Here is a 12,744-nt window from a genome sequence, read left to right on the forward strand (position 1 = left end):
AATTATCAAACACCTTTGGAAGTATTCATGAAGTATATTACAGATGACCAATTTCTAATTTAAATTGACATTCCGGGACATAAAAAAATGAGGCCAATGATTGGTCCCATTCTTTAATTTGTGGATAATTAAGATTTAAAATAGGTCTAATTATCGACCAACAGCAAAATAAAAACTGTTATTAATTACTTCCCATCAACTTCTTCATCGGTCTTCAAAACAGCCATGAAGGCTTCCTGAGGGATATCAACCTTACCAACGGCCTTCATCCGCTTCTTGCCTCGCTTCTGCTTTTCTAGCAGCTTAGCACGACGGTCAGGGTCACCGGTGTGAATCCGAGCAGTAACATCCTTCCGGTAAGCCTTAATGTTCGTCCGCGCAATGATCTTAGAACCAATTGCCGCCTGAATCGGAATTTCAAAGTTTTGCCGCGGGATAATCTTCTTCAGCTTCGACGTAATCTCACGCCCCCGCTCCGCAGCAAAGTCCTTGTGGGCAATAAAGCTCAGTGCATCGACCTTATCACCGTTTAACAGGATATCGATCTTCACCAGACTGCTTGGCTTGTACTCATCAATTTCATAATCCATTGATGCATAGCCACGGGTCGAACTCTTCAACTTATCAAAGAAGTCAAAGATAATTTCTGACAACGGAACATGATAAATCACGTTTACCCGGGTATCACTCAGGTATTCCATCGTCTCGAAAATTCCCCGCTTCCGTTGGCACAGCTCCATTACCGGGCCGACATAGTCATTTGGCACCATGATCGAAGCCTTTACATATGGTTCCTTAATCGCCTTAATCGATGAAGCATCCGGCATTTCAGCAGGGTTCTCCACCTCAACCGTACTACCATCAGCCAGGTCAACATGATAGGTAACAGAAGGGGCCGTCGTAATCAGGTCAAGGTTAAACTCCCGTTCTAGCCGTTCCTGAACCACGTCCATGTGTAGCAAGCCCAAAAAACCACACCGGAAACCAAAGCCAAGTGCTTGGGAACTTTCTGGTTCAAACACCAGCGCCGCATCATTTAATTGCAATTTTTCCAATGCTTCCCGCAAGTCATTGAACTTTGCATTATCAGTTGGGTACAAACCGGCGTACACCATCGGCGTCATTTGCCGGTAACCGGCCAGTGGCTTGTCCGTTGGATTATTAGCATCCGTAACAGTATCACCAACCCGGGTATCCTTGATGTCCTTAATTGCCGCGGTAATGTAACCAACATCCCCCGCCATCAAGACATCACGAGCGAGTGGCTTTGGTGAGTTAATCCCCACCTCAGCTACTTCATACTCGGTTCCGCTGTTCATCAGCCGAATCTTATCACCCTTCTTGACCGTTCCTTCAAATACCCGTACGGAGAGAACGACGCCGCGGTAATCATCGTATTTTGAATCAAAGATCAGTGCCTTTAGTGGCGCCGTTAAGTCTCCAGTTGGCGCAGGAACATCCTTAACAATCTTCTCAAGGACCTTGTCAACGTTTAATCCAGTTTTTGCACTAACATTTACAGCCTCATCAGTCTCCAAGCCAATTTCGTCCTCAATCTGCTTCTTCGTTCCCTCTGGGTCGGCAGATGGTAAGTCAACCTTATTAATCACTGGCAGGATTTCAAGGTCATTGTCAAGTGCCAGGTAAACATTGGCCAGGGTTTGTGCTTCCACCCCCTGGGTAGCGTCAACAACCAAGATTGCACCTTCACAAGCCGCCAGCGACCGTGAAACTTCGTAAGAGAAGTCGACGTGTCCTGGAGTGTCAATTAAGTGGAAAATATAGTCCTGCCCATCCTTTGCATGGTACGTTAAGGCCACGGCATTCAACTTGATTGTAATTCCCCGTTCACGCTCAAGGGGCATATCATCAAGTATTTGATCTTTCATTTCACGTTTGCTAATGGAATCCGTCATTTCCAAAATCCGGTCCGCAAGGGTAGACTTCCCATGGTCAATATGGGCCACAATTGAGAAGTTCCGGATATGCTTTTGACGCTCCTTCATTTCATCGAGACTCATCGTCATATTAATTCACTACTTTCTACGAAAATACTACTTAATAGTATAACAGAGAATTGGCAAAGACACGAAAAAGAGACTGGGAATTAAACTCAGTCTCTTTGCTGTCTTAAAGATAAATCCTAGCTTTAGATTTCAATTCTAACGATCTTCAAAGGCATCCTTAAGCTTATCTAAAACGGACTTTTTAACGCCCTTAACATCCTCACCACTAGCAGCAGCGAAGGCCAGCATTGCCTCCCGTTGCCGCTTATTCAGGTTCTTAGGCGTCTTTACATGGACAGTAACGTGTTCATCGCCAGTCCCCTTGCCATTCAAGTAAGGAACTCCCTTGCCACGAAGGCGGAAATTGGTTTCCGACTGAGTACCAGCAGGAACCTTTAAGTCAACGTCACCGTGGACGGTTTTAACCTTAATTTCATCACCAAGGGCTGCTTGAGCAAAGGTGATGTCGCGATCCACGTAAATGGTCGTACCGTCACGCCGGAACTCACGGCTCGGCGTTACCCGGAAGATAATGTACAAATCACCAGCGGGGCCACCATTTTCACCAGCATCCCCTTGGCCTTGTAACCGCATCTGTTGACCGTCATCAACCCCGGCAGGAACCTTAACTTCTAGTTCGTGTTTTTCGTGAACGTGACCCGAACCGTGGCAGGTTTCACAACGGTCCTCTGGCTTTAATACCTTACCGGAACCATTACATTCTGGACAGGTTGTCTGCGTCTGCATATTGCCCAGTGGCGTCTGACGGACAGTAACGATTACCCCGCTACCGCCACAACGTTTACAAGTTGTTGCCGACTTGCCAGGCTTAGCACCAGTCCCGTGACAGGTCTTACATTGGGCATCACGGTCATACTTAATGGTGGTCGTCTCACCAAAGATCGCATCCATAAACTTCAACGTCATGGCATACTGCAAATCACGTCCAGGACGTGGTGCACTTGGGTCCCGCCGTGCACGACCGCCGCCACCGAAGAATTGACTAAAGATGTCATCAAAGCCACCAGCACCGGCACCACCAAAGCCCTGGCCAAATCCTTGACCAAAGCCGCCAGCGCCACCACCGAAGCCTTGGCCAGCTTGTGGGCCGGCGGAACCGAACTGGTCGTATTGGGCCCGCTTCTGAGAATCGCTGAGGACATCATAAGCTTCGTTAATTTGCTTAAACTTTTCTTCCGCACCGGGTTCATGGTTAACATCCGGGTGGTACTTAGCGGCGAGGCGCCGGTAAGCATGCTTGATATCCGCTTCGGATGCATCCTTAGAAACACCCAAAATATCATAATAGTTCTTTTCTGCCATTTATATCCCTCACAACTTAATTGCTTGTTTAGTTATACCACAAGTGGGAAAGGAAAGTAAAAGCCAAAGTCCCCATTTTGGCCTTTAGCTTTTACATCTCTTAGCAATTATTGATTACTTCTTGTCGTCTGGGGTAACGTCCTTGAAGTCACCATCAACGGTGTTACCGTCATTACCATTAGCGTTACCATTACCACTGCCAGCATTGCCACCATTTGGTTGAGCACCGCCTTGTTGGCCTTGTGCCTTTTGGTAAAGCTTGACGGAAAGGTCTTGGATAACCTTGTTCAAGGCGTCCTTCTTAGCCTTCATGTCGTCAAGGTTGCCGCTTTCCTTTGCCTTCTTCAGGTCGTCACGGGCACTTTCAGCCTTCTTGATGTCATCTTCAGGAACCTTGCCCTTAACTTCCTTCAACGTCTTGTCAACTTGGAAGAGTTCTTGGTCAACTTCATTCTTTAAGTCAACTTCTTCCTTCTTCTTCTTGTCGGCTTCGGCGTGTTCCTCGGCATCCTTCTTCATCTTTTCAATTTCTTCATCGCTCAGGCCAGAGTTGGACTTAATAACAATCTTTTGTTCCTTACCAGTCCCCATGTCCTTAGCAGAAACATTAACAATCCCGTTCTTGTCAATGTCGAAGGTAACCTTGATTTGAGGAACACCACGTGGGGCAGCAGGAATGTCTGTCAGTTGGAAGTTCCCTAAGGTCTTGTTATCAGCGGCCATTGGACGTTCACCTTGAAGAACGTGGATATCAACGGCTGATTGGTTATCAGCAGCAGTAGAGAAGATTTGACTCTTAGAAGTTGGGATAGTAGTGTTCCGGTCAATCAACTTGGTGAAGACACCACCCATGGTTTCAATCCCCAGTGACAGTGGCGTAACATCAAGCAGAACAACGTCCTTAACATCACCAGTCAGGACCCCACCTTGGATAGCAGCACCAAGGGCAACGGCTTCATCAGGGTTGATGGAGTGGTTAGGTTCCTTACCAGTCAATTCCTTAACCATTTCTTGAACAGCTGGGATACGGGTTGAACCACCATTAAGAATAACTTCATCAATGTCATCAAATGACAGGTCGGCATCCTTTAAGGCGTTCAGAACTGGTTGCTTCGTCCGTTCAACTAAGTCGTTGGTCAGTTGGTTGAATTGGGCACGAGTCAAACTCTTTTCAAGGTGAAGTGGACCATTTTCACCAGATGAAATGAATGGCAGGCTAATTTGAGCTTCTTGAACACCAGAAAGGTCCTTCTTAGCCTTTTCAGCAGCATCCTTCAACCGTTGCAAAGCCATCTTGTCTTGAGAAAGGTCAACACCATGTTCTTCCTTGAAGCCATCGATTAACCAGTCCATGATCTTTTGGTCAAAGTCATCCCCACCAAGGTGTGTATCACCGTTAGTTGAGAGAACTTGGAAGACACCGTCACCTAATTCCAGGATGGAAACATCGAAGGTCCCACCACCAAGATCATAAACCAGGATCTTTTCATCCTTGTCCTTCTTGTCCAGGCCATAAGCCAGAGAAGAAGCAGTTGGTTCGTTGATGATCCGCTTTACATCCAGACCAGCAATCTTACCAGCATCCTTAGTTGCTTGACGTTGAGCATCGTTGAAGTATGCAGGAACAGTAATAACGGCCTTGTCAACCGTGTCACCAATGTAATCTTCGGCGTACTTCTTCAAGTATTGAAGAATCATTGCTGAAATTTCTTGTGGAGTGTACTTCTTACCGTCAACTTCAACGGTGTATCCTGCTTCACCCATGTGACTCTTAATTGATACAATCGTGTTTGGATTAGTAATTGCTTGCCGCTTAGCTACTTCACCAACTTGGGTTTCACCATTCTTAAATGAAACGACAGATGGAGTCGTCCGACTACCTTCTGGGTTTGTAATAATCTTTGGCTCGTTACCTTCCATAACGGCAACGGCGGAGTTAGTAGTACCTAAATCAATACCAATAATCTTGTTACTTGCCATTGTTTATTCCCTCTCTTAATTTATTATTGTGCTACAACAACCATTGCTGGGCGTAAAACACGGTCCTTTAACTGATAACCAGCTTGGAGAACTTTAACCACCGTGTCGGCCTTTTGACCATCTTCCACCGGAACAGTTTGTACTGCCTGGTGCATCGTTGGGTCAAAGGGTTTGCCCTCTGCCGGGATCTCGGTAATACCGTGATCCGTCAGTGCAGCCATTAAATGGTCGTGAACCATTTGGATCCCCTTCTTCAGTTGCTTACCATTTTCATCAGTAACTTCGATGGTCAGCGCCCGCTTCAGGTTATCCAAGACTGGCAAAACGCTCTTCGCAAGGTCTTGCCCGTCATATTTAAGTATTTGCGCCCGTTCTTTATTAAAGCGGTTAGTCATATTCTGAATTTCCGCTTCCGCACGCAGATATTTATCATCTTTATCCGCTAACTGCTTTTTAAGGTCCGCAACTTCCTTCTTCAATTCAGCTGTCGGATCCTTCTTCTCACTTGCAGTTTGCTTCGTTTGTTTAGCTGATTCTTTCTTATCAGCTGCCGCTTGCTTTGCGGTTTGTTGGTCTTTTTCCTTCTCTGCCAAATGACTCGCCTCCTATGAATCGTAGTAATGTCGGTAGAAATCAAGCAGCCGTTTTGCCAACTCCTGGCGAAAGGCGTTAACAATTCCAATCGTCCGGGAATATGGCATCCGCGTTGGTCCCAGTACCGCAATAATGCCTTTACCATACTGGTCGACATTGTACTTCGCGGTGATTAAACTATAATCATTTAAGACCTGGTCCTTTGAAATTTCGGAACCAATCTTAACGTTAATCGTATCATCATCGGAAGAACCAGTCTCAAGGAGGTTCGACAGTTCATCGTTTTGGTCAAGCAGGCTGTATAACGCTTGCAGTGTCCGGGGATCCTGGTTATTAGAGAAGCCCAGGATATTCAACCGTCCACCAACGAAGAACCGCTCCCGCGAGGCCCTTGATACCACGTTATCAAACAAGTCTAAGAAACCATCGGCGCCGTGCATGTAATGCATAATCCGCATCGGAATATCATCATTCAGGCGCTTGACAACCTCAACTAGTGGAAGGCCAACCAACTGGTCGTTAATCATCCGTACCACTGCCTCTAGTGCTTCCGTATCAAAGTTACGCGGTAACGTAAATGGCTGACTCTCAACATCGCCGCTGTCAGTAACCAGGATTGCAATTACCTTTTGGTTACCGAGTGGAACAACCCGGAAGCCACTTAGGTGAACATCGGACTGCTCTGGCTTTAACGTGAATGCAGTGTAAGAAGTCAGTTCTGATAAGATATCTGCCGAGTGCGACACAATCTCATCAATCTTCTGGAAGCTGGTCCCTAGCGAGTTCTGGATAACTACTAGGTCGTTATCGGTGACTGCTCCAGGATCAAGCAGGTGGTCAACGTAGAACCGGTAACCCTTCTTTGAAGGCACCCGTCCGGATGAGGAGTGCTCCTTAGCAACGAGGCCTTGGTCTTCAAGGACCGCCATCTCGTTTCTAATGGTGGCTGAACTAACCTTAAACGGTAACTGTTCAGCCAGGTGCTTTGACCCGACCGGTTGACCTGTCGACGTGTATTGACGTACAATCGCTTGCAGGATCTTCTTTTGACGTTGTGTTAGCATTTTGATCACATCCCTTTTTAGCACTCTTTAGGGCTAAGTGCTAAACACACTGTATAATATACCAATCACCCGTCTAAAAGTCAAGGAATGTCAAACTTTTTTCAAAGGAGTTTTGATTTTGAACAAACAAGAACGATATATCAAGCCAAAGAACGCACGAGAAGCAATGGAGTTGATCCAAAAGCTCTTTAATAGCTACCGCAGTGCTCCCCTCACCCAGGAACTGCTTAATTACCATAATAATCTTGTCTTTCGCCTCGGCAGCGACATCCACGATGCTGCAGTTCAAGAAGGCGACCAAGAATTATTAAAGGATCTAAGTACAATGAGTGACGCGATGCGGCGATGGACCGCCATTCGCCTCTCGGGACGGCCATTTAATTTTAAGCTCCGGCATTTCAAGCCCGTGAGCGAAAACGGAACTAAGTTTAAACGGCAAGTTCATAAGATTCACCAATCTGGTGGTTACCGCGCAAGTCGTCATTAGTACTAGATAGTTAAAGAGACTGGAAAGGAAGGTTCAACCTTTTCTTCCAGTCTCTTTTTTAATCTTTTATTCCCGCCAAAAAGTCTCGTGACCGTTGTTCATCCTTTTTCATCTGGGTGACTAACTCATCGGCACCGGCAAACTTAACTTCGCCGCGAAGATACTGGTGCCAGCGAACCTTGACTTCTTCACCGTAAATCATCCGGTTGAAATCAAAGAGATAAATTTCAACTGTCCGCTTCGGGGCCTTGCCAAAGGTTATGTTATAACCAACACTGGCCATCCCACCATACCACTGACCATTAACTTCTACTTCAGTGGTATAGACCCCAACTCCGGGAATCAGTTCTGGCGTTGGTGCCTCAATATTAGCAGTTGGGAAGCCCAGTGTCCGGCCACGTGCTAGTCCGTGCACCACAATTCCCGTCGTGGTATAGACATAGCCTAGTTCCTTGTTTGCTTCTGCCAGTTCCTGACCACCCGCAATCTGTTGTCGGATTGCTCGTGAACCGACTTTAGCCGCTGGATCTCCTGCTAGCGTAAATTTGGGTACCGTCACAACCTCAAACCGTCCCTGTGCATATCCTGGTAACCGGTCCATGGTGGCAACCTCTTTCTGACCATACGTATGGTCAAAACCGGCTACCACAACCTGGCTATGAAAGCCCAGCAGGTACTGTTCAACAAATTCTTCCGGAGTTTGACTCGCGTATGCTGATGTAAAGCTGACCAGGTAAACAATGTTGACACCCAATTTTTCTAACAGTTCCAACTTCCGCTCAGTTATTGACAGGTATTTAAACCCGTCCTTGTATTGGTGATAGACAATCCCTGGCGCATGACTGTAGGTCAAAACCGCTAATGGTAACTTTTTTTCATCCGCAATTTTTCGTGCAGTCTTGATTACGGCTTGGTGCCCACGGTGAACACCATCAAAGAAGCCCATTGCTAAAACAACCGGTCCTGCAGGAATTAAACGGTGGTCAAGCGGGTGCTGAATCTTGATTACTTGCAAACTAAAGCCTCCTACTTTACAGAAAACATTTTGGTTGGCTTGAAGTGGTGGTCTGGTGTCCGGTGGTAAAGTGCTTTAACCGCTCCATCGTATTTCAGCACCACCGCCTCATCAGCTGGCTTAACTTCATCCTCACGTAGCCAACCGCCATTTTGGACCGCCTTCCACTGCTTATCTGACAGCTCGAATGTTGGATAATCCTTTAGCGCGTAGTCAAGTGGGTAAAGGTAGCGGTTGATTGTTTGACTAGCAACCGCGTCTTGCACATCAGTAAGGCTTAATGTCTGGTCAATCGAAAAGCCACCACTTTCCAATCGCGTCAACCATTTCATTGCCCCAGGATAACCGAGCAGGCGGGCTAAGTCAACAACCAGTGTCCGGACATATGTCCCCTTCGTACAAGCAACCTTGAAGAAAACATGTTGTTCTTTATTTTCGGCATCATACTGGTTACGGAGCAGGTCAAATTGCTTGATCGTTACCTGGCGCCGTGGCCGTTCTACCTTTTCACCGGCGCGGGCATATTCATATAGACGCTTTCCTTTCACCTTTACCGCTGAATACATCGGTGGGATCTGCGTGATTTCCCCGGTCAATTTCGCCATGGCAGCTTTAACCTGGTCATCAGTAACCGCTTGATCAACTGCCGCCCGCTCGATAACCTCGCCATCAAAATCTTCCGTTTCGGTAGCCCGGCCAATTACCAGTTCTCCTTGGTATACTTTTCCCGACTGCATCAGGTATTCAACCACCTTAGTAGCACTGCCGACACAGATTGGTAAAACACCATCCACTGATGGGTCAAGAGTCCCCGAATGACCTATTTTCTTGGTCTTTAAAATTCGACGTAAGCGGCTAACACAGTCAAAACTGGTCATTCCCCGCTCTTTATATAAAGGAATTATTCCATCCATTTTTCTTGATCCTCCGTATATAAAAAAGGGAGCGGTTAGCTATGCCATCCCGCTCCCTTTGTAATTACTTTTCTTGTTGGTGAAGCTTATTGATCAGTTGGTCAATCCGACTACCGTAAGCTACGGATGGGTCCCGTTCAAACTTAATTTCTGGTGTCTTGAAAATATTCAAGCGAGCACCAAGTTCGGACCGGATAAGGCCAGTTGCCTTATCGAGCCCTTCCTGGGTCTTTTCACCTGCTGATGCCTTGTCAGACAAGATACTGTAATAGATTGTTGCCTGCTGTAAGTCACCAGTTACATCAACGCCAGTAATGGTTACCCCTTGAACCCGTGGGTCACGGACCCGCTTCAAGAGGATATCATCAACTTCTCGTTGAATTTGCTGTGCCAGTCGATCAACACGAAATTGTCTATTTGGCATGTTGAGCGTCCTCCTTACTTAACCGGAACTTCCTTCATTTGGTAAGCTTCGATTACATCGTTTTCCTTAATGTCGTTGTAGTTTTCAATGGTCAAACCACATTCAAAGCCAGCCTTAACTTCCTTAACGTCATCCTTAAACCGCTTTAAGGAACCAAGTTCACCTTCGTAAACAACCACTCCGTCACGGACTAAGCGAACCTTCGAGTCACGGGTAATCTTACCAGAAGTGACCATTCCACCGGCGATCGTACCGACCTTTGAAGCCTTGTACAATTGACGAACTTCAACTTCACCAATTGTTTCTTCCTTGTAGACTGGTTCCAGCATCCCCTTCATGGCATCTTCAACTTCTTCGATTGCGTTGTAGATAACCCGGTGAAGACGAATATCAATGTTGCTTGAGTCAGCTAGCGACTTTGCAACTGGTGTTGGGCGAACATTGAACCCAATGATAACGGCATTAGAAGCTTCCGCCAGGGTAACATCGGATTGGCTAATTGCCCCTACGGCCTGGTGAATAATGTCGACCCGGACCCCATCAACCTTAATCTTTTGCAGACTTTGGCTCAGGGCCTCAACGGACCCTTGAACATCGGCCTTAATGATGATTGGCAGGGTCTTCATTTCACCCTTCTTCATCGTTGCAAAGAGGTTATCAAGGGTAACATGGGAGGTCTTCTGCCGTTCCTTATCTTGTGCCCGCTTTGCACGTTCTTCACCAGCAGCACGTGCCGTCTTTTCATCATCAAAGACAACGAACCGGTCCCCGGCTTCTGGTACCTCGTTTAAACCAGTAATTTCTACTGGGGTGGAAGGGGTTGCCGACTTAATCCGCCGACCATTTTCATTTGTCATCGTCCGAACACGGCCAAAGGTATTACCAACAACAATTGGGTCCCCCACGTGAAGGGTACCTTGTTGAACGAGGACGGTTGCAACAGACCCTTTACCTTGGTCCAGCCGAGCTTCGACAACGGAACCAGCGGCGTTCTGGTCTGGGTTGGCCTTTAATTCCATCATTTCTGCTTGGAGCAAGATCATGTCCAGCAATTCATCAAGGTTCTTGCCAAACTTAGCAGAAATCTTAACGAAGATGGTGTCACCACCCCAGTCTTCTGGGATCAGGTTGTACTTGGCCAATTCTTCTGTGACCCGGTCAGGGTTGGCACCTGGCTTATCAATCTTGTTAACAGCAACAATGATTGGGGTCTTAGCAGCCTGTGCGTGGTGAATAGCTTCAACAGTCTGTGGCATAACACCATCGTCAGCGGCAACCACTAGGACCGTAATATCAGTAATGTTAGCACCACGAGCCCGCATTTCAGTAAAGGCCGCGTGTCCTGGAGTATCCAAGAAGGTAATCAGATTGTCATTGTAGTGAACTTGGTAGGCACCAATTTCCTGGGTAATCCCACCAGCTTCATGTTCAGTAATGTGGGAATGACGCAATTTATCAAGCAAGGTCGTCTTACCGTGGTCAACGTGACCCATAACGGTAACAACTGGTGGACGCTTAACAAGGTGTTCGGTGTTGTTTTGTTCATCCTCAAACATCTTGTCGATATCAGAAACATCAACTTCCACTTTTTCCTTGGCATCGATTCCATAATCAGTGGCGAGGAGTTCAATCGTATCCTTGTCCAAGGACTGGTTTTGGTTGATCATAACCCCCAACATAAAGAGCTTCTTGATAATTTCCGCTGGCGAACGGTGAAGTAACTTACCTAATTCTTGGGCATTCATTCCTTCAGTATATTCCAGTACTTCTGGTAATGGCTTGTCCTTCCGCTGGGTTGGTTGCTTATGCGCAACCTCACGCAGCCGGTTATTACCCTTATTACGCTTGTTACGTTTCTTGTTCTTCTTGTTAAAACGCTTGCCGTGACGGTCATTATTTAAGCTACCGCCAAACCGGCCACCATTATTTTGGTTCCGGCGGTTGTTGTCATTGTGCTTCTTTTCATGCTGACGGTTTTGGTGTTCTTCCCGTGGCCGTTCTTCTTCATGCTTACGTCGTGGTTGTTCGCTAGCAACCCGTTTATCATCATGGTGGTGCTTATTTTGACCATTCTTTTGGTGGTCATTGTGCTTCTTCTGCTGGTTAGCATTGTTAGCCGGTTTAGCACTAGTAGCCTTCTTAGTATTGTTGCCGCCCTTTACGACATCGCGTAACTCACTTGCTTGTTCAGGGGTCACCGAAGACATGTGGCTTTTAACGCCCATCCCTTGTTGGTTTGCGACTTCAACAAGCTTCTTACTTGGCATTTTGAGCTCTTTAGCTAGTTCATAAATACGTTCCTTGGCCATACGCTCACTCTCCTTAATCCATTGTCAATAATTCCTCAAACTTTCTTGCAAAACCTGGTTGTACCACACCAATAATGGTCCGTGATTGACCCGTGGCCTGGCTGAGTTGGCTTTTAGTAAATGCCCGTGAACAAGGGATACCGTACGAATTGCACTTATCAGTGAACTTCTTCGTGGTCGCCTGCCCCGCATCACTTGCTAAAAACACAAACTTTGCCTTCTTAGTTTGAATAATTTTTAATACGATTGCTTCTCCACTTACCAGTTGCCGCGCTGCTCGCGCCAGCCCTAGTAGGTTAAGCACTTGCTGATCTTGATTATTTGCCATCGTTACCAAATAATTCTTGCCGTGCTTGCAAGTGATCAGTATATTTGATTAGTTCATCATAAAACGAATCGTCCAACTTAACGTGAAAGGCCTTTTCAAAGGTTTTTTCTGCCTTTGCCCGCTTGGCGATGTCAACATCAACCGCGATGTAGGCACCACGACCGGCCTTCTTCCCGGTCGGGTCAAGTGAAACTTCATCCTGCTTGTTTTTTACAACCCGGATTAGTTGCCGCTTGGGCATCATTTCACCAGTGACGATGTCTTTGCGCATTGGTACTTTTCTCTTTTTCATTATTTTCA

11 protein-coding genes and 2 pseudogenes are annotated in these 12,744 nt (G+C 46.6%); 1 reads left to right on the forward strand and 12 read right to left on the reverse strand.

Annotated features, from left to right (window positions below; translation table 11 throughout):
• Positions 1-185 precede the first annotated feature (185 nt).
• The 5 genes from lepA to hrcA all read right to left on the reverse strand — a co-directional run bounded on the left by lepA (position 186) and on the right by hrcA (position 6,967).
• A complete protein-coding gene (gene lepA / locus QOS07_RS05345) occupies positions 186-2,021 on the reverse strand; it encodes a translation elongation factor 4 (protein WP_283587985.1) in 1,836 nt (611 codons plus the stop codon).
• Between the two features lie 141 nt (positions 2,022-2,162).
• The gene (gene dnaJ / locus QOS07_RS05350; RefSeq protein ID WP_283587952.1) at positions 2,163-3,329 is read right to left on the reverse strand and encodes a molecular chaperone DnaJ; all 1,167 of its coding nucleotides are present in this window, start codon (positions 3,327-3,329) and stop codon (positions 2,163-2,165) included.
• 114 nt (positions 3,330-3,443) lie between these two features.
• Complete coding sequence (dnaK, locus tag QOS07_RS05355) at positions 3,444-5,309, reverse strand: molecular chaperone DnaK (protein WP_283587953.1); 1,866 nt, start codon at positions 5,307-5,309, stop codon at positions 3,444-3,446.
• 23 nt (positions 5,310-5,332) lie between these two features.
• A complete protein-coding gene (grpE, locus tag QOS07_RS05360) occupies positions 5,333-5,902 on the reverse strand; it encodes a nucleotide exchange factor GrpE (RefSeq protein WP_283587954.1) in 570 nt (189 codons plus the stop codon).
• A 12-nt stretch (positions 5,903-5,914) separates the two neighbouring features.
• The gene (hrcA, locus tag QOS07_RS05365) at positions 5,915-6,967 is read right to left on the reverse strand and encodes a heat-inducible transcriptional repressor HrcA (RefSeq protein ID WP_283587955.1); all 1,053 of its coding nucleotides are present in this window, start codon (positions 6,965-6,967) and stop codon (positions 5,915-5,917) included.
• A 118-nt stretch (positions 6,968-7,085) separates the two neighbouring features.
• On the opposite strand from hrcA, the gene QOS07_RS05370 reads away from it, so the two are divergent.
• Entirely contained in the window at positions 7,086-7,454 is a 369-nt protein-coding gene (locus tag QOS07_RS05370) for a hypothetical protein (RefSeq protein ID WP_408613327.1), read from the forward strand.
• Positions 7,455-7,512: 58 nt separating this feature from the next.
• Here the strand turns inward: QOS07_RS05370 and ribF are convergent, their stop codons facing one another.
• The 7 genes and pseudogenes from ribF to rnpM form a co-directional block, all read right to left on the reverse strand.
• The gene (ribF, locus tag QOS07_RS05375) at positions 7,513-8,469 is read right to left on the reverse strand and encodes a riboflavin biosynthesis protein RibF (RefSeq protein ID WP_283587956.1); all 957 of its coding nucleotides are present in this window, start codon (positions 8,467-8,469) and stop codon (positions 7,513-7,515) included.
• Between the two features lie 11 nt (positions 8,470-8,480).
• Positions 8,481-9,383: a tRNA pseudouridine(55) synthase TruB gene (truB, locus tag QOS07_RS05380; RefSeq protein WP_283587957.1), complete on the reverse strand. Its 903-nt coding sequence runs from the start codon at positions 9,381-9,383 to the stop codon at positions 8,481-8,483.
• A 64-nt stretch (positions 9,384-9,447) separates the two neighbouring features.
• Entirely contained in the window at positions 9,448-9,807 is a 360-nt protein-coding gene (gene rbfA, locus QOS07_RS05385; protein ID WP_283587958.1) for a 30S ribosome-binding factor RbfA, read from the reverse strand.
• Between the two features lie 14 nt (positions 9,808-9,821).
• Positions 9,822-11,744 (reverse strand): annotated as a pseudogene (gene infB, locus QOS07_RS05390) (translation initiation factor IF-2); the annotation flags it as partial.
• 203 nt (positions 11,745-11,947) lie between these two features.
• Positions 11,948-12,116 (reverse strand): annotated as a pseudogene (locus tag QOS07_RS09610) (translation initiation factor IF-2 N-terminal domain-containing protein); the annotation flags it as partial.
• A gap of 13 nt (positions 12,117-12,129) precedes the next feature.
• Positions 12,130-12,444 (reverse strand): L7Ae/L30e/S12e/Gadd45 family ribosomal protein, encoded by a 315-nt coding sequence (locus QOS07_RS05395; protein WP_283587960.1) that lies wholly within the window; start codon positions 12,442-12,444, stop codon positions 12,130-12,132.
• The gene (gene rnpM / locus QOS07_RS05400) at positions 12,434-12,736 is read right to left on the reverse strand and encodes an RNase P modulator RnpM (protein WP_283587961.1); all 303 of its coding nucleotides are present in this window, start codon (positions 12,734-12,736) and stop codon (positions 12,434-12,436) included. Before rnpM ends, QOS07_RS05395 begins: the two co-directional genes overlap by 11 nt.
• Positions 12,737-12,744: the final 8 nt, after the last annotated feature.

The organism is Limosilactobacillus viscerum, from assembly GCF_947387525.1.
Lineage (GTDB): Bacteria > Bacillota > Bacilli > Lactobacillales > Lactobacillaceae > Limosilactobacillus > Limosilactobacillus viscerum.